A 17539-nucleotide genomic window follows, 5' to 3' on the forward strand; every position below is an offset into this window, starting at 1 on the left:
GGGAGCAAATCCGTGAAAGACTTATTAAAGTTTCTGAAAGCGCAAACTAAAACCGAAGAGTTTGATGCGATCAAAATTGCTCTGGCTTCGCCAGACATGATCCGTTCATGGTCTTTCGGTGAAGTTAAAAAGCCGGAAACCATTAACTACCGTACGTTCAAACCTGAGCGTGACGGCCTTTTCTGTGCGCGTATTTTCGGGCCAGTAAAAGATTACGAGTGCCTGTGCGGTAAGTACAAGCGCCTGAAACACCGTGGTGTGATCTGTGAGAAGTGCGGCGTTGAAGTGACCCAGACCAAAGTACGCCGTGAGCGTATGGGCCACATCGAGCTGGCGTCTCCGACCGCTCACATCTGGTTCCTGAAATCTCTGCCGTCCCGTATCGGTCTGCTGCTGGACATGCCGCTGCGCGATATCGAACGTGTTCTGTACTTCGAATCTTATGTGGTTATCGAAGGCGGGATGACCAATCTGGAACGTAACCAGATCCTGACCGAAGAACAGTACCTGGACGCGCTGGAAGAGTTCGGTGACGAATTCGACGCGAAGATGGGTGCGGAAGCTATCCAGGCCCTGCTGAAGAGCATGGATCTGGAGCAAGAGTGTGAAACTCTGCGCGAAGAGCTGAACGAAACCAACTCCGAAACCAAGCGTAAAAAGCTGACCAAGCGTATCAAACTGCTGGAAGCGTTCGTTCAGTCTGGTAACAAACCAGAGTGGATGATCCTGACCGTTCTGCCGGTTCTGCCGCCAGATCTGCGTCCGCTGGTTCCGCTGGATGGTGGTCGTTTCGCAACGTCGGATCTGAACGATCTGTACCGTCGCGTGATCAACCGTAACAACCGTCTGAAACGTCTGCTGGATCTGGCTGCGCCGGACATCATCGTACGCAACGAAAAACGTATGCTTCAGGAAGCAGTCGATGCCCTGTTAGATAACGGTCGTCGTGGTCGTGCGATCACCGGTTCTAACAAACGTCCTCTGAAATCTTTGGCCGACATGATCAAAGGTAAGCAGGGTCGTTTCCGTCAGAACCTGCTCGGTAAGCGTGTTGACTACTCCGGTCGTTCTGTAATCACCGTAGGTCCATACCTGCGTCTGCATCAGTGCGGTCTGCCGAAGAAAATGGCACTGGAGCTGTTCAAACCGTTCATCTACGGCAAGCTGGAACTGCGTGGCCTCGCCACCACCATCAAAGCCGCGAAGAAAATGGTTGAGCGTGAAGAAGCTGTCGTTTGGGATATCCTGGACGAAGTGATCCGCGAACACCCGGTACTGCTGAACCGTGCACCAACTCTGCACCGTCTGGGTATCCAGGCCTTTGAGCCAGTCCTGATCGAAGGTAAAGCGATCCAGCTGCACCCGCTGGTTTGTGCGGCCTATAACGCCGACTTCGATGGTGACCAGATGGCTGTTCACGTACCGCTGACGCTGGAAGCCCAGCTCGAAGCGCGTGCGCTGATGATGTCTACCAACAACATCCTGTCTCCAGCGAACGGTGAACCTATCATCGTTCCTTCTCAGGACGTTGTACTGGGTCTGTACTACATGACCCGTGACTGTGTTAACGCCAAAGGCGAAGGCATGGTGCTGACTGGCCCGAAAGAAGCTGAGCGTATTTATCGCGCTGGCCTGGCCTCTCTGCATGCGCGCGTTAAAGTGCGTATCACCGAATACGAAAAAGATGAAAACGGCGAGTTCGTTGCGCACACCAGCCTGAAAGACACGACCGTTGGCCGTGCCATTCTGTGGATGATCGTACCGAAAGGTCTGCCTTTCTCCATCGTCAACCAGGCGCTGGGCAAGAAAGCGATCTCCAAAATGCTGAACACCTGTTACCGCATTCTGGGTCTGAAGCCGACCGTTATCTTCGCTGACCAGACAATGTACACCGGCTTTGCTTATGCAGCGCGTTCAGGTGCATCTGTTGGTATCGATGACATGGTCATCCCAGAGAAGAAACACGAGATCATCTCTGAAGCGGAAGCTGAAGTTGCTGAGATCCAGGAGCAGTTCCAGTCTGGTCTGGTAACCGCAGGCGAACGTTACAACAAAGTTATCGATATCTGGGCTGCGGCGAACGATCGTGTATCTAAAGCGATGATGGATAACCTGCAAACCGAAACCGTGATTAACCGTGACGGCGTAGAAGAGCAGCAGGTCTCCTTCAACAGCATCTACATGATGGCCGACTCCGGTGCGCGTGGTTCTGCGGCACAGATTCGTCAGCTGGCAGGTATGCGTGGTCTGATGGCGAAGCCAGATGGCTCCATCATCGAAACGCCAATCACCGCGAACTTCCGTGAAGGTCTGAACGTACTCCAGTACTTCATCTCCACGCACGGTGCGCGTAAAGGTCTGGCGGATACCGCACTGAAAACGGCGAACTCCGGTTATCTGACGCGTCGTCTGGTTGACGTTGCGCAGGATCTGGTCGTCACCGAAGACGATTGTGGCACCCTCGAAGGTATCACCATGACCCCGGTTATCGAGGGTGGTGATGTTAAAGAGCCGCTGCGCGATCGCGTACTGGGTCGTGTGACCGCGGAAGACATTCTGAAGCCGGGCACCGCAGACATTCTGGTTCCACGCAACACCCTGCTGCACGAACAGTGGTGTGACCTGCTGGAAGCGAACTCTGTTGACTCCGTGAAAGTGCGTTCCGTTGTATCCTGTGACACCGACTTTGGTGTGTGTGCGCACTGCTACGGTCGTGACCTGGCGCGTGGCCACATCATCAACAAAGGTGAGGCTATCGGCGTTATCGCGGCACAGTCCATCGGTGAGCCGGGTACACAGCTGACGATGCGTACGTTCCACATCGGTGGTGCGGCATCTCGTGCGGCTGCTGAATCCAGCATCCAGGTGAAAAACAAAGGTAGCATCAAGCTCAGCAACGCGAAGTCGGTTGTGAACTCCAGCGGTAAACTGGTTATCACTTCCCGTAACACCGAGCTGAAGCTGATCGACGAATTCGGTCGTACCAAAGAGAGCTATAAAGTGCCTTACGGTGCGGTTATGGCGAAAGGTGATGGCGAGCAGGTTGCTGGCGGTGAAACCGTTGCAAACTGGGATCCACACACCATGCCGGTTATCACCGAAGTAAGTGGTTTCATCCGCTTCACTGACATGATCGACGGCCAGACCATTACTCGTCAGACCGACGAGCTGACCGGTCTGTCTTCTCTGGTGGTTCTGGATTCTGCTGAACGTACTACCGGCGGTAAAGATCTGCGTCCTGCACTGAAAATCGTTGATGCTCAGGGCAACGACGTTCTGATCCCTGGTACCGATATGCCTGCGCAGTACTTCCTGCCGGGTAAAGCGATTGTACAGCTGGAAGATGGCGTACAGATCAGCTCTGGTGACACCCTGGCGCGTATTCCTCAGGAATCCGGCGGTACCAAGGACATCACCGGTGGTCTGCCACGCGTTGCGGACCTGTTCGAAGCACGTCGTCCGAAAGAGCCTGCGATCCTGGCTGAAATCAGCGGTATCATCTCCTTCGGTAAAGAGACCAAAGGTAAGCGCCGCCTGGTTATTACGCCAGTAGATGGCAGCGAGCCGTACGAAGAGATGATTCCTAAGTGGCGTCAGCTCAACGTGTTCGAAGGTGAACGCGTAGAACGTGGTGACGTGGTTTCCGATGGTCCAGAAGCGCCGCACGACATCCTGCGTCTGCGTGGTGTGCATGCTGTTACCCGTTACATTGTTAACGAAGTACAGGACGTATACCGTCTGCAAGGCGTTAAGATTAACGATAAACACATTGAAGTTATCGTTCGTCAGATGCTGCGTAAAGCAACCATCGAAAACGCGGGCAGCTCCGACTTCCTGGAAGGCGAGCAGGTTGAATACTCACGCGTTAAGATCGCTAACCGCGATCTGGAAGCGAACGGCAAAATCGGTGCGACCTTCGCACGCGATCTGCTGGGTATCACCAAAGCGTCTCTGGCAACCGAGTCCTTCATCTCTGCTGCATCGTTCCAGGAAACCACTCGTGTCCTGACCGAAGCGGCTGTTGCAGGTAAACGTGATGAATTGCGCGGTCTGAAAGAGAACGTTATCGTGGGTCGTCTGATCCCGGCCGGTACCGGTTATGCGTACCACCAGGATCGTATGCGTCGTCGCGCAGCGGGCGAACTGCCAGCTGCACCGCAGGTGACTGCCGAAGATGCATCCGCGAGCCTTGCAGAACTGCTGAACGCAGGTCTGGGCGGTTCCGACAACGAGTAATCGTTGATGCCGTAAATAAAAAACCCGCCTCGGCGGGTTTTTTTACGTCTGTATGTCTTCAGTTCACTAACGGGATACGTCGATAAAGCTCAATCATATCGCCCGCCAGATCCTGAATAACCATCGCGTTCATCAGGTGATCCTGAGAGTGAACGGTGATCAGGTTAACCGGAAGTTTCCCGGTCCCTTCATCAAGACCGATAAGCTGCGTCTGGATCGTATGCGCATGTTTCACATATTCACGCGATTCTTCCATCGCTTTCTCGGCTTCATCAAAGTCGCCTTTTCGCGCCATCTGCAACGCCGTCAGGGCCGCGCTGCGCGCTGCGCCTGCGTTGACAAGCAGTTCCATAATCGTGGTTTCTAAGTCTTCCATTATGACTCCAGAAGTTTGAGCGCTTTTTCCAGTACGGCATCACCTTTCATCATGCCGTAATCCATCATGTCGATGACCGCAACCTTTTTTCCGAGCGGATCGGCCTGCGCCTGGAGTTTTGCCTGTTCGTATTTAACCTGTGGCCCCAGTAATACGATATCAGCCGTCGCGATGTTATCTTTAAACTCCGCGACCGGAACGGCTTTAATGGTTACTTCGACTCCTTTTTTCTGCGCGGCATCTTTCATACGTTGAACCAGCATGCTGGTTGACATTCCCGCTGCACAGCATAAAACGATGTTCTTCATAGTCAGCCTCGATCTACATGTGTTTATTGATAATTATCCCGTGCAGACCGCTTCAACAACCGCTTTACCGCGATTGTGTGTCAGGCATCACAAAGAAATCGGCATTTTCCTGAAACCGGTTACAATTTTACAGCGGAGAGCATTCTGCCCGTCAGATCGGGCAGAATTTGAGGAAGGGTATTATCGGCTGGCCGTGCTTACGATGCGGTTTTTACCCTGTTGTTTAGCGGTATACAGCGCTTCATCTACGCTACCGATAAATTGTTCCAGCGGTTCGAAGTGCCACTCCCCCATCCCGGCGCTGAAGGTCACTCGCAGATTCTCTTCCCGCCAGGTCCGCTTTTCAACGGCGGTGCGCCAGGCTTCCAGTAGCGCGTGCGCGGAGTTCATCAGCTCGGCCGGGAATATCACGCCGAACTCTTCTCCACCGTAGCGGTAAACGGAAACGTGGTGCGGCTGCATGATCTGAATACCTTCCCGCGCCACGTTGCGCAGCACAATATCTCCGCTCAGGTGGCCCCAGGTGTCGTTAATGGATTTGAAGTTATCGATGTCGATCAGCGCCAGAACGAAGGGTTGATGAGCGGTCAGCAGCTCATCCACATCGTTATCGAACGCACGGCGATTTTTGCAGCCTGTCAGCGCATCATGGGTGGCCTGACGGACATAGGCCAGCTCGCGTTCTTTATTGGTTCGAATGGTATGGCTGAGCATCGCCTCAAGGCGTGGTGCCTGGTTGACGTCGCCGGTTTTGATGGCGTTGATAATGTTCATCAGCACAGAACGCGAGGCATGACGAAGGTAAAGCCCGAACAAAATGATGATGATTGCCGCCAGCGCAAATCCCCAGCCGACGACGGTGGTTTCATGCCGGGTGATGACGTTAAGCGTGGCATCGGAGACCCGATAAATCACAAACCAGTCCGGATTGGTGAAAGAGTAGTAGTAATACCAGGTTTTACTTTTGGGGTCGAAAAGATGGCCTTCGCCGCTGGTCATTTTGTCCATCAGCGCTTCGCTTACATACTGCTTAAAGAGCGCCCCCGTGTCCGGATGCAGCACAACGGCGCCGTCACGCTCCACGACAAAAAACTCACCCTGAACAGGCGCCACCATCTGGCGCAGGGTATACCCCATGGACGTTAAATCAAGATGGAAAGCGAGCGTGCCCTTCAGACGGCCTTCCGGTGAAATGACCGGCTTATAGAGGGTGACAGTAGGATGTTGGGTGAAATAGTCCAGATAGGGGCGGGTGTAGTGAGGAAAGTTGCTGGCTTCCGCTTGCCCGACAAACCATGGGCGGGTTCTGGCGTCGAACGACTTACTTTTCTCCGTTGGCAGCACTTCCGGCGCGCGCAGATGGCGCCCTTCTGTGTCCGCCAGAGAGATAGACGACACCGTCGGCATCAGGTTCTGCAAATGCATCAACATCTGGAAACCGTGTGTCGGATCGATATTTATTGTCTGATTTACTCTGTCGTTACGGGCGAAGTACATCGCAGCGCGACCAAGAATATAGTCATTTTCTCGCAGGATGGATTCGGTATAGTTCACCGCCAGATTATGGGTGAAATTACCATTAATTTTATGATAATCCTCAAGAAAATCCTTTCTCTGTGAAAGGACGACCAGGACGGCGATCAGCGCGAAACTGAACAGGATCCCCGCGAAGCTGACCATAATTGGCCGGGTAAAAGAGAGCTTTTTACTGTGGAGTGCCATGAGTTGTACATCAATCCAGATGGTAGACGCGTTGCGTCTGTCGATACCCTCAGCATAGTCGCTGTCCGGTTGCTGGTAGTAAATTATACAGAAGGCGATTACCGACGAGATGATTTATCTTAAGCGTAGATAAGAAACGACGTATTTATTGTATCAATTGAATTTTGTTTAAGAGGCGGAGGGCAGGGCGAAACGAGGAAGAAGCATTTTCACCCTGGTCAGCGTCCGTTGCTGACGTGGTTAAGCATAAGAAAACCGGGCAGATCGCCTCAATCGCCCGGTTATGATCTTACGAGCCGCCTCGTAACCTTTTCGCATTTTTGCAGACAGTTTCAGCGCTAATGCGAGGCTCTTCCCAGCCAGCTATCCCAGTCTTTCCACACCGGCTGGAGCCCCTGTGCAGTCAGGGCTTCCGCCACCGCTTCGGGCCGTCGGCCGTCGTGCGGTGCAAACTGTTCCAGTTCCGGGTGATCGTCCGCGTAACCGCCCGGCTGCGTTTTGGAAAAGGCGCTGACGTTATTGATCGCCAGCGGGATCGCGCGGTCGCGAAACGCGGGGGATTCACGCGTGGAGAGCGACAATTCCACTTCCGGCGCGAACAGGCGAAATGCACACAGGGTTTGCACCAGCTGGCGCTCATCCATCAGCGAGGCGGGTTCAACGCCTCCCGTACAGGGACGCAGCCGCGGGAAAGAGATGGAATAGCGGCTTTGCCAGTACTGCTGCTGTAGCCACAGCAGATGCTCCGCCACCATATAGCAGTCCACCCGCCAGCTGTCGGACAGACCAATAAGCGCGCCCAGCCCAATTTTATCGATACCGGCGCGCCCCAGCCTGTCCGGCGTTTCCAGCCTGAAGATGAAATCCTGCTTCTTCCCTTTCAGGTGATGCCGGGCATAGGTCGCCTCATGGTAGGTTTCCTGATAAACCATTACGCCGTCCAGCCCGAGGGTTTTCAGCTCCGCATATTCCTCCTGCGACAGAGGCTGCACTTCCATTTGCAACGAGGCAAATTCGCGGCGGATGGCCGGAAGATGCTGGCGAAAATAGTCCATCCCCACTTTGCCCTGATGTTCACCCGTCACCAGCAGGAGATGTTCAAAACCCATCTCACGAATAGCCGCACACTCGCGGGCGATCTCATGCTCATCCAGCGTTTTACGCTTAATACGGTTGCTCATGGAGAAACCACAGTAGGTGCAGTCATTGGCGCACAGATTAGAAAGATAGAGCGGCACGTAAAAGCTCACCGTGTTGCCAAAACGCTGGCGGGTGAGGCGTTGCGCGCGCTGGGCCATCGGTTCAAGGTACGCGCTGGCTGCCGGAGAAAGCAGGGCCATCAAATCCTCGCGCGTCAAATGTTTGGCTGTTAATGCCCGCTCTACGTCCGCAGAGGTTTTACTGTTGATGCGTAAGGCAATATCGTCCCAGTTAAGCTGACGCCAGCGATCGGTAAAGGTAGCCATCAGAGCGCCTCCAGAAAATCGGTCAGCGGGCTGGTGGCCTGCGCCTGAACACTGCGCGAGCCGGGGCCGGACTGCCGAGCCAGCAGACCGGACTCCACGGCAAGGCGGAACGCACGCGCCATCATCACCGGGTCGTCGGCCACCGCAATCGCGGTATTGACCAGCACCGCATCGGCCCCCATCTCCAGCGCCTGCGCGGCGTGACTGGGTACGCCGATGCCCGCATCCACCACCACCGGCACGGTCGCCTGCTCAATAATGATTTCCAGCATCGCGCGGGTCTCCAGCCCCTGGTTGGAGCCAATGGGGGCGCCCAGCGGCATTACGGCCGCGCAGCCGACCTCTTCCAGACGCTTACAGAGCACGGGGTCGGCACCACAGTAGGGCAGAACGGTGAATCCCTGCTGCACCAGTTTCTCTGCCGCTTTCAGGGTTTCGATCGGATCGGGCAACAGCCAGCGGGCGTCCGGATGAATTTCCAGCTTCAGCCAGCGGGTGTCGAGCGCTTCCCGCGCCAGTTGCGCAGCGAAAATTGCTTCCTCGGCCGTTTTCGCACCGGAGGTATTCGGTAAGAGCGTCACGCCTGCCTCCAGTAACGGCGCAAGTATGGCATCGTTGTGCTGACGCAGATCCACGCGCTTCATCGCCAGCGTCACCAGCTGGCTGCCGCTTTCACGAATGGCATCCACCATCAGTTGCGGGGAGGCGAATTTTCCGGTTCCGGTAAACAGATGTGAATCAAAGACTTTGTCGGCAATACGTAACATCTCAGCCCCCTGCGATAACCTGAAACAGCAGGATCTGGTCGCCCTCATTGACCTGCTGATGTTCCCACCGCTCGCGCGGCAGGATCTGTTGATTGAGCGCCAGCGCCGTTCCCGGCTTCAGCTGGCGCAGCATGTCGAGCAGGGCGGCAACGGTGAGATCGTCGTCGCACGTCATCGGCTCATCGTTAAACAGAATGCGCATTGCGGCCTCCGCATACCGGGCAGTGGCTGGCACGGTTTAACGCCAGATGACGCCAGCCGCTGGAGCGGGCGTCGAACAGCCGCAGCGTGTTGCGTTCTGTCTCCATGCCGCTGAGCAACTTGATGGCCTCCAGCGCCTGAAGAGTACCCATCACGCCCACCACCGGGCCCAGAATGCCTGCCGTGCGGCAGTTACGCTCCGGTTCAGCCTCGTCCGGCCACAGGCAGCGGTAGCAGCCCTGTGCCCACGGCGGCGTAAGCACCATTATTTGCCCACCGAAACCGACCGCGCTGGCGGTGATCAGCGGCGTGTTCTGCGCAACACAGGCCGCGTTGATGGCCTGACGTGTCGCCATATTGTCCGTACAGTCCAGCACCACGTCGGCAAGGGCCACTTCGCGTTGCAGATCTTCCCCGCTCAGCCGCGTCTGGAGTGCGACCAGTTCGATATCGGGGTTAAGCTGGTTCAGCCGCTGGCGCGTAACGTGCGCTTTAGGCTGGTTGATATCTTCTGTCGTAAAGAGAATTTGCCGTTGCAGATTGCTGAGATGTACCTCGTCGTCATCGGCCAGCACCAGCGTGCCCACGCCCGCGCCGGCCAGATACAGCGCGGCGGGGGTGCCTAATCCGCCCAGACCGACAATCAGTACCCGGCTGGCGAGCAGCTTTTGCTGCCCCTCGATGGCGATATCCTCCAGCAGGATCTGGCGGCTGTAACGCATAAAATCACGATCTTTCATCACCTGCTCCTGCCAGTTGTAAAAGCTGCGCGGTGGCGGCCTGCCAGTCTGCCGCCTGGGTGATAGCGCTGACGACGGCGATACTGCCGACGCCGGTCTCCAGCACCGCGGGCGCACGTTCAAGACTGATCCCGCCGATGGCGACGGTGGGGTAATCGGCAAGGCGCTTAACGTGGGCCGCCAGCTGCGTCAAACCCTGTGGAGCGGACGGCATCTGTTTGGTTTGCGTTGGGAAAACGTGCCCGAGCGCGATGTAAGAGGGGCGGGCCGCCAGCGCCACGTCGATCTCCATATCGTCGTGGGTGGAGACGCCCAGCCGCAGACCGGCGTCACGGATCGCGTTGAGATCGGTCGTTTCCAGATCTTCCTGTCCCAGATGCACGCCGTACGCCTGGTGTTTAACCGCCAGCCGCCAGTAGTCGTTGATAAACAGGCGGGCGTGGTAGCGACGTCCCAGCGCGATAGCGGCGATCACGTCGGCCTCCACCTCTTCATCGCGTTTATCCTTGATGCGTAGCTGGAGGGTGCGAACGCCAGCTTCCAGCAGGCGGGCGATCCACTCCACGCTGTCCACCACCGGGTAAAGCCCTAAGCGGAAGGGCACGGAGGGGAAATCGGGCTGGTACATTACGCCTCCTCCTTTTTGAGGTAGATTTCGCCGCCTTTCGCGCGGAAGGTTTCCGACATGTCCGCCATGCCGACTTCAATGGTCTGCGCGGCGGCATAATCACGTACTTCCTGGCTGATTTTCATCGAGCAGAATTTAGGTCCGCACATGGAGCAGAAGTGCGCCACTTTGCCCGATTCCTGCGGCAGGGTTTCGTCGTGATAGGCGCGGGCGGTGAACGGATCGAGGGCCAGGTTAAACTGGTCTTCCCAGCGGAATTCAAAGCGCGCTTTGGACATGGCGTTGTCGCGGATTTGCGCGCCCGGATGGCCTTTCGCCAGATCCGCCGCGTGGGCGGCAATCTTGTAGGTGATCAGCCCCTGCTTCACGTCCTCTTTGTTTGGCAGCCCGAGGTGCTCTTTCGGCGTCACGTAGCAGAGCATGGCGCAGCCGAACCAGCCGATCATCGCCGCGCCAATGCCTGACGTGAAGTGGTCGTAGCCCGGCGCAATATCGGTGGTCAACGGCCCCAGGGTGTAGAACGGTGCTTCGTGGCAGTGCTCCAGCTCCTCGGTCATGTTGCGACGGATCATCTGCATCGGCACATGGCCCGGGCCTTCAATCATCACCTGCACATCGTACTCCCAGGCGATTTTGGTCAGCTCGCCCAGCGTGTGCAGCTCGGCAAACTGCGCCTCGTCGTTAGCATCGCGGATGGAGCCAGGACGCAGGCCGTCGCCCAGCGACAGGGAGACGTCGTACGCGGCGCAAATTTCGCAGATTTCGCGGAAGTGTTCGTAGAGGAAGTTTTCCTGATGATGGGAAAGGCACCATTTCGCCATAATCGAACCGCCGCGTGAGACGATACCGGTCAGACGTTTCGCCGTCATCGGCACGTAGCGCAGCAGCACGCCCGCGTGGATGGTGAAGTAGTCCACGCCCTGCTCGGCCTGCTCCAGCAGCGTGTCGCGGAACGCTTCCCAGGTGAGGTTTTCGGCGATGCCGTTGACCTTCTCCAGCGCCTGATAAATCGGGACGGTGCCAATCGGCACCGGGCTGTTACGCAGGATCCACTCGCGGGTCTCATGAATATAGCGGCCAGTGGAAAGGTCCATCACCGTGTCCGCGCCCCAGCGCGTCGACCAGACCAGCTTTTCCACCTCTTCTTCGATGGATGACGTCACCGCTGAGTTGCCGATGTTGGCGTTGACCTTCACCAGGAAGTTGTGGCCGATAATCATCGGCTCGGATTCCGGATGGTTGATATTGGCGGGGATAATGGCGCGCCCGGCGGCCACTTCGTCACGCACAAATTCCGGCGTGATGTTTTCCGGCAGGCGAGCGCCAAACCCTTCACCAGGATGCTGGTGGCGCAGCACTTCGCTGCGGATGCGCTCGCGGCCCATGTTTTCGCGGATGGCGATGAACTCCATCTCCGGCGTGACGATACCCTGGCGCGCGTAGTGCAGCTGGGTGACGCATTTGCCCGCTTTAGCGCGTTTTGGCGTCAGAAGGCCGGTAAAGCGCAGCGCGTCCAGACCGTCGTCGGCCAGGCGCGCGTTGGTATACGCCGAGCTGCGCACGCGCAGTTCTTCGCAGTCGTTACGGGCGTCAATCCACGGCTGGCGCAGTTTTGCCAGACCCTGCTGTACGTTGATAGCAACAGAAGGGTCGCCGTACGGGCCGGAGGTGTCATACACCGGCACGGCTTCGTTGTCTTCAAACTGCGGGTTTTCTTTGCTGCCGCCGATAAGCGTCGGGCTGAGCTGGATTTCGCGCATCGGCACGCGGATATCAGCCTGTGAACCGGTGATGTAGATGCGCGTTGAGTTCGGGAAAGCGGTGCCTTCCAGGGTGTCGATGAAGCGTTGTGCGTGTTCGCGGCGGGTCAGTTTTGTTGTAGACATAGCTCATTCCAGATGTGAAGGACATGGCTTGTCAGACGACGGATGAAGCAAGAGAAGATCGCCTCAGGGGCGATACAACAGCAGTGTGACTCTTGTTCCCTTCGCAGGTATTAACCTGATCAGGTTCCGCGGATCCCGAATTAACGGTCTCAGCCCGTGCTTTCACACTGGGCACTCCGACAAGAAAAATCCCCCTCGTGAGAGGGGCGAATGGTTGTAAATTACTCGTTAACGATTAAGAACTCAAGCAGGGCGCGCAACGTTATCGCTGGTGCTGATATTCAGGTTGTTGTCCAGCACGAGGGCGATGAGCTTGTCTTCCAGCGTGAATCGCTCTTCCAGCGCTTCGCCAAGGTCGGAAAGCGCCTGCTGAAACTCAAGATAGTTATCGTGATCGATAGCGTTCTCTAGCGTGGAATCGTAGTAGTCCATGATCTGCTGGGTGTTGGCTTCCAGCAGCGGACAGAGTTTGCTGGCCGCTAAATACGGCGTTGTCCCTTCCATTTCGCGGATAATGCGTTCATAAAGGTTGAAATGGCCGTCGGAAAGGTAGTCGACCAGGCTCTGACAGAAGTCGTCCAGCGCTTTTTCATTCAGCCGCATAAAGGATTCTTTGCCAGGCTTAAGACCAACCAGATTGTAATACGCCACGAGTAGATGCTTGCGCACATGTAGCCAGCGATCCACCAGGGTGTTACTTCCTCCAACGCGCTCAGTCAGGCTTTCCAGCTGGTTTAACATGGTCGACTCCATAAGGTTTAGAATGGGATCTGCTTATCCAAAATGTAACCATAATGCTAACAACATGTCAGTGAAGCGAAGGTAGTGCAATAGATATGGATCGTATTATTGAAAAATCAGATCTGGGTTGGTGGATCGTCAGTCACGAACAAAAATTATGGCTGCCCGGTGGGGAGATACCCTACGGTGCGGCAGACATCTTCGATCTCGTCGGCCAACCGGCGCTGCGGATCGGCGAGTGGCAGGGCGATCCGGTATGGTTGATCCAACAGGCTCGTCGTCAGGATATGGGATCCGTTCGTCAGGTGTTGGATCGGGATGTCGGCCTGTTCCAGCTGGCGGGGCGCGGCGTGCAGCTGGCGGAGTTTTACCGCTCGCACAAATACTGCGGCTACTGCGGCCACACCATGCACCCGAGCAAAACCGAGTGGGCAATGCTCTGCGGCCACTGCCGTGAACGCTACTACCCGCAAATCGCACCGTGCATCATTGTCGCCATCCGCCGTGATGATTCCATCCTGCTGGCGCAGCATACCCGCCATCGCAACGGCATTCACACCGTCCTCGCCGGGTTCGTGGAAGTCGGCGAAACGCTGGAACAGGCGGTGGCGCGCGAGGTGATGGAGGAGAGCGGCATTAAGGTGAAAAACCTGCGCTATGTGACGTCGCAGCCGTGGCCGTTCCCGATGTCCCTGATGACCGCGTTTATGGCGGAATACGACAGCGGCGAGATTGTTATCGATCAGAAAGAGCTGCTGGAGGCGAACTGGTATCGCTACGACGATTTACCGCTGCTGCCCCCACCGGGAACGGTGGCGCGTCGCCTGATAGAAGATACCGTGGCAATGTGTCGGGCCGAGTATGAGTAGTGTTACACTGACGGACTGACGCAATAAGGAACTGCAAAATGACCGAACTGAAGAACGATCGTTATCTGCGTGCGCTGCTGCGCCAGCCCGTTGATGTCACCCCGGTGTGGATGATGCGCCAGGCGGGACGCTATCTGCCAGAGTACAAAGCCACGCGCGCGCAGGCAGGCGATTTTATGTCGCTGTGCAAAAACGCCGAGCTGGCCTGTGAAGTGACGCTCCAGCCGCTGCGCCGCTTCCCGCTCGATGCCGCCATTCTTTTTTCGGACATTCTCACCATTCCGGATGCGATGGGCCTTGGGCTCTATTTCGAAACCGGAGAAGGCCCGCGTTTTACCTCTCCGATCAAAAGCAAAGCCGACGTTGATAAGCTGCCGATCCCCGATCCTGAAGGCGAGCTGGGCTATGTGATGAACGCCGTGCGCACCATTCGCCGCGAACTGAAAGGCGACGTGCCGCTGATTGGCTTCTCCGGTAGTCCGTGGACGCTGGCCACCTACATGGTGGAAGGCGGCAGCAGCAAAGCCTTTACCGTCATCAAAAAGATGATGTACGCCGAGCCGCTGGCCCTGCATGCCCTGCTCGACAAGCTGGCGAAGAGCGTCACGCTCTATCTCAACGCGCAGATTAAAGCGGGCGCGCAGTCGGTGATGATTTTCGACACCTGGGGCGGCGTGCTGACCGGACGTGATTATCAGCAGTTCTCCCTGTACTACATGCACAAAATTGTCGATGGCCTGCTGCGTGAAAACGAAGGCCGTCGCGTGCCGGTGACGCTGTTTACCAAAGGCGGCGGTCAGTGGCTGGAAGCGATGGCGGCCACCGGCTGCGACGCGCTGGGCCTCGACTGGACCACCGATATTGCCGATGCGCGCCGTCGCGTGGGGGACAAAGTGGCGCTCCAGGGCAACATGGATCCGTCCATGCTCTATGCGCAGCCTGCCCGTATCGAAGAAGAAGTGTCGACTATACTGTCTGGTTTCGGCCAGGGCGAAGGCCACGTCTTCAACCTCGGTCACGGTATTCATCAGGATGTACCGCCAGAACACGCTGGCGTATTTGTGGAGGCGGTGCATCGGCTTTCTGCCCAGTATCATAAGTAAGGAGTGGTTATGGATCTCGCGTCGCTACGCGCTCAGCAAATCGAACTGGCTTCATCAGTGATCCGCGAGGATCGTCTGGATACGGACCCTCCGCGGTACATTGGCGGGGCGGACGTCGGGTTTGAGCAGGGCGGTGAAGTGACGCGAGCGGCGATGGTGGTGCTGAAATACCCTTCGCTGGAGCTGGTGGAGTACAAGGTGGCGCGTATCGCCACCACCATGCCCTATATCCCCGGCTTTCTCTCCTTCCGCGAATATCCCGCGCTGCTGGCCGCGTGGGAGCAACTCTCGCAAAAACCCGATCTGCTGTTTGTTGATGGGCATGGTATCTCCCATCCGCGTCGCTTAGGTGTCGCCAGCCACTTTGGTCTGCTGGTGGACGTGCCGACCATCGGCGTGGCGAAAAAACGCCTGTGCGGCGCGTTTGAGCCGCTCTCTGCCGAACCGGGCGCGCTGGCGCCGCTTATCCATAAAGGCGAGCAGCTGGCGTGGGTCTGGCGCAGTAAAGCGCGCTGCAACCCGTTGTTTATCGCCACCGGGCATCGGGTCAGCATGGATAGCGCACTGGCGTGGGTGCAACGCTGTATGAAGGGCTACCGTTTACCGGAGCCAACCCGCTGGGCTGACGCCGTGGCCTCTTCACGTCCGGCATTCATTCGTTGGCAGGAAATTCAGCCGTGATTCAGGTAAACTGCGGCTAATTTTCGATTCGAGACATCATCATGTTACAAAACCCGATTCATCTGCGCCTTGAGAAGCTGGAAAGCTGGCAGCACGTGACGTTTATGGCTTGCCTGTGCGAGCGCATGTATCCCAACTATGCCGCGTTCTGCAAGCAGACGGCGTTTGGCGAAGGCCAGATTTATCGTCGTATCCTGGATTTAATCTGGGAGACGCTGACGGTCAAAGATGCGAAGGTAAATTTTGACTCTCAGCTCGAAAAGCTGGAAGAGGCTATTCCGGCTGCGGATGATTTCGATCTGTATGGCGTCTACCCGGCCATTGATGCCTGTGTGGCGTTGAGCGAGCTGATCCACTCCCGTCTGAGCGGTGAAACCCTGGAACACGCCATTGAAGTCAGTAAGGCATCCATTACCACCGTTGCGATGCTGGAAATGACCCAGGAAGGCCGTGAAATGACCGACGAGGAGCTGCGTGCTAACCCGGCGGTTGAACAGGAATGGGATATTCAGTGGGAAATTTTCCGTCTGCTGGCGGAGTGTGAAGAACGTGATATTGAGCTGATCAAAGGGCTTCGCGCGGACCTTCGCGAGGCCGGTGAGAGCAATATTGGTATAATTTTTAACCAATGAGACAACAAAACGTGATTTAACGCCTGTTTTGTCACTCCTCGACTCTTCCCTTTCGCCCCCCGTCTGGTCTACATTTGGGGGGCGAAAAAAAGTGGCTATCGGTGCGTGTATGCAGGAGAGTGCTTTTTTGGCATTTTCGTCGCACTCGATGCTTAGCAAGCGATAAACACATTGAAAGGATAACTTATGAACAAGACTCAACTGATTGATGTAATTGCGGACAAGGCTGATCTGTCTAAAGTGCAGGCTAAAGCTGCTCTGGAATCTACCCTGGCTGCTATTACTGAGTCTCTGAAAGAAGGCGATGCTGTACAACTGGTTGGTTTCGGTACCTTCAAAGTGAACCACCGCGCTGAGCGTACTGGCCGCAACCCGCAGACCGGTAAAGAAATCAAAATCGCCGCAGCTAACGTGCCGGCATTTGTTTCTGGTAAAGCACTGAAAGACGCAGTTAAGTAAGACGCGTGGCAGTGAACAGTTTTAACGAAGGGGCGGCAACGCCCCTTTTGTCATTCTGGCGTGGAACGCTCGCGCTGGCAGGCGTACTGTTGCTGTCTGCCTGTAGCCATGATTCCTCACTCCCCCCGTTTACCGCCAGCGGCTATGCTGACAACCAGGGTGCGGTCAGGATCTGGCGCAAAGATTCCAGCGATGAAGTCCATATGCTCACCGCATTCAGCCCGTGGCATAACGGCAACACCTCGACCGCAGAATACCGCTGGCAGGGCGATGCGCTGTCGCTCATTGAACTGAATATCTACAGTAAGACTCCCGAACACGTGAAGGTGCGTTTCGACGACCACGGCGAGCTGAGCTTTATGCAGCATGAGGTCAGTGGACTGAAACAGCAGCTTTCCAGCGATCAGGTCGCTCTCTACCGCTACCGTGCTGAACAACTCCGCCAGACCAGCGATGCGCTGCGTCAGGGCCGCGTGGTGCTGCGCCAGGGGCGCTGGCATGCCGACGGCACGGTGACCACCTGCGAAGGGCAGACAGTGAAGCCTGAGCTTGAATCCTGGGCAACCGAACACATTCAGCGTCGTCAGCGGCATTCATCTGTGGAGGTGAGTGTGGCATGGCTGGAAGCGCCGGAAGGCTCTCAGCTGTTGCTGGTGGCGAATGAAGATTTCTGCACCTGGCAGCCGACAGAGAAGAGTTTCTGACGTAAATCCCCTCTCCCTGT

General features: G+C 56.5%; 17 protein-coding genes and 1 riboswitch. Of the genes, 7 read left to right on the forward strand and 10 right to left on the reverse strand.

What is annotated here, in order from left to right; all coding sequences use genetic code 11:
- Positions 1–12: 12 nt before the first annotated feature.
- Positions 13–4236: a DNA-directed RNA polymerase subunit beta' gene (gene rpoC / locus ACQG0T_RS01360; RefSeq protein ID WP_017384083.1), complete on the forward strand. Its 4224-nt coding sequence runs from the start codon at positions 13–15 to the stop codon at positions 4234–4236.
- A 58-nt stretch (positions 4237–4294) separates the two neighbouring features.
- Here the strand turns inward: rpoC and ACQG0T_RS01365 are convergent, their stop codons facing one another.
- From ACQG0T_RS01365 to ACQG0T_RS01410, 10 genes are all read right to left on the reverse strand, one after another.
- Positions 4295–4612, reverse strand: coding sequence for a PTS lactose/cellobiose transporter subunit IIA (locus tag ACQG0T_RS01365; RefSeq protein ID WP_003862327.1), 318 nt, complete (start codon positions 4610–4612; stop codon positions 4295–4297).
- Positions 4612–4920, reverse strand: coding sequence for a PTS sugar transporter subunit IIB (locus tag ACQG0T_RS01370; RefSeq protein WP_010425948.1), 309 nt, complete (start codon positions 4918–4920; stop codon positions 4612–4614). The genes ACQG0T_RS01365 and ACQG0T_RS01370 overlap by 1 nt, the downstream gene beginning before the upstream one ends.
- A gap of 180 nt (positions 4921–5100) precedes the next feature.
- The gene (locus tag ACQG0T_RS01375; protein ID WP_271040518.1) at positions 5101–6642 is read right to left on the reverse strand and encodes a sensor domain-containing diguanylate cyclase; all 1542 of its coding nucleotides are present in this window, start codon (positions 6640–6642) and stop codon (positions 5101–5103) included.
- Between the two features lie 338 nt (positions 6643–6980).
- Positions 6981–8108 (reverse strand): 2-iminoacetate synthase ThiH, encoded by a 1128-nt coding sequence (gene thiH, locus ACQG0T_RS01380; protein WP_015569973.1) that lies wholly within the window; start codon positions 8106–8108, stop codon positions 6981–6983.
- The gene (gene thiG, locus ACQG0T_RS01385; RefSeq protein ID WP_063133333.1) at positions 8108–8875 is read right to left on the reverse strand and encodes a thiazole synthase; all 768 of its coding nucleotides are present in this window, start codon (positions 8873–8875) and stop codon (positions 8108–8110) included. The genes thiH and thiG overlap by 1 nt, the downstream gene beginning before the upstream one ends.
- Before the next feature lies 1 nt (position 8876).
- The gene (gene thiS / locus ACQG0T_RS01390) at positions 8877–9077 is read right to left on the reverse strand and encodes a sulfur carrier protein ThiS (RefSeq protein WP_015569971.1); all 201 of its coding nucleotides are present in this window, start codon (positions 9075–9077) and stop codon (positions 8877–8879) included.
- Positions 9061–9816, reverse strand: a complete 756-nt coding sequence (gene thiF / locus ACQG0T_RS01395) for a thiazole biosynthesis adenylyltransferase ThiF (RefSeq protein ID WP_023302918.1) — start codon at positions 9814–9816, stop codon at positions 9061–9063. The genes thiS and thiF overlap by 17 nt, the downstream gene beginning before the upstream one ends.
- Complete coding sequence (thiE, locus tag ACQG0T_RS01400) at positions 9803–10444, reverse strand: thiamine phosphate synthase (protein WP_032672126.1); 642 nt, start codon at positions 10442–10444, stop codon at positions 9803–9805. The genes thiF and thiE overlap by 14 nt, the downstream gene beginning before the upstream one ends.
- Positions 10444–12330 (reverse strand): phosphomethylpyrimidine synthase ThiC, encoded by a 1887-nt coding sequence (gene thiC, locus ACQG0T_RS01405; protein ID WP_426723739.1) that lies wholly within the window; start codon positions 12328–12330, stop codon positions 10444–10446. The genes thiE and thiC overlap by 1 nt, the downstream gene beginning before the upstream one ends.
- Positions 12331–12409: 79 nt before the next feature.
- Positions 12410–12519: riboswitch (TPP riboswitch) on the reverse strand.
- 54 nt (positions 12520–12573) lie between these two features.
- The gene (locus ACQG0T_RS01410; RefSeq protein WP_017384077.1) at positions 12574–13071 is read right to left on the reverse strand and encodes an Rsd/AlgQ family anti-sigma factor; all 498 of its coding nucleotides are present in this window, start codon (positions 13069–13071) and stop codon (positions 12574–12576) included.
- A 95-nt stretch (positions 13072–13166) separates the two neighbouring features.
- On the opposite strand from ACQG0T_RS01410, the gene nudC reads away from it, so the two are divergent.
- The 6 genes from nudC to ACQG0T_RS01440 all read left to right on the forward strand — a co-directional run bounded on the left by nudC (position 13167) and on the right by ACQG0T_RS01440 (position 17519).
- A complete protein-coding gene (gene nudC, locus ACQG0T_RS01415) occupies positions 13167–13940 on the forward strand; it encodes an NAD(+) diphosphatase (RefSeq protein ID WP_015569966.1) in 774 nt (257 codons plus the stop codon).
- A 38-nt stretch (positions 13941–13978) separates the two neighbouring features.
- Positions 13979–15043 carry a uroporphyrinogen decarboxylase gene (hemE, locus tag ACQG0T_RS01420; RefSeq protein WP_022650209.1) on the forward strand — a complete coding sequence of 355 codons (1065 nt, stop codon included), beginning with the start codon at positions 13979–13981 and terminating at the stop codon, positions 15041–15043.
- Between the two features lie 9 nt (positions 15044–15052).
- Complete coding sequence (nfi, locus tag ACQG0T_RS01425; protein ID WP_003862312.1) at positions 15053–15724, forward strand: deoxyribonuclease V; 672 nt, start codon at positions 15053–15055, stop codon at positions 15722–15724.
- A gap of 41 nt (positions 15725–15765) precedes the next feature.
- Positions 15766–16356, forward strand: coding sequence for a YjaG family protein (locus ACQG0T_RS01430; protein WP_003862310.1), 591 nt, complete (start codon positions 15766–15768; stop codon positions 16354–16356).
- A gap of 186 nt (positions 16357–16542) precedes the next feature.
- Positions 16543–16815, forward strand: a complete 273-nt coding sequence (hupA, locus tag ACQG0T_RS01435) for a nucleoid-associated protein HU-alpha (RefSeq protein ID WP_002445246.1) — start codon at positions 16543–16545, stop codon at positions 16813–16815.
- 11 nt (positions 16816–16826) lie between these two features.
- Positions 16827–17519: a DUF1481 domain-containing protein gene (locus tag ACQG0T_RS01440; protein WP_017384076.1), complete on the forward strand. Its 693-nt coding sequence runs from the start codon at positions 16827–16829 to the stop codon at positions 17517–17519.
- The last annotated feature ends 20 nt before the right edge of the window (positions 17520–17539 follow it).

Source organism: Enterobacter cloacae complex sp. 302F9, assembly GCF_050030335.1.
In the GTDB taxonomy this organism is placed as follows: Bacteria; Pseudomonadota; Gammaproteobacteria; order Enterobacterales; family Enterobacteriaceae; genus Enterobacter; species Enterobacter hormaechei_C.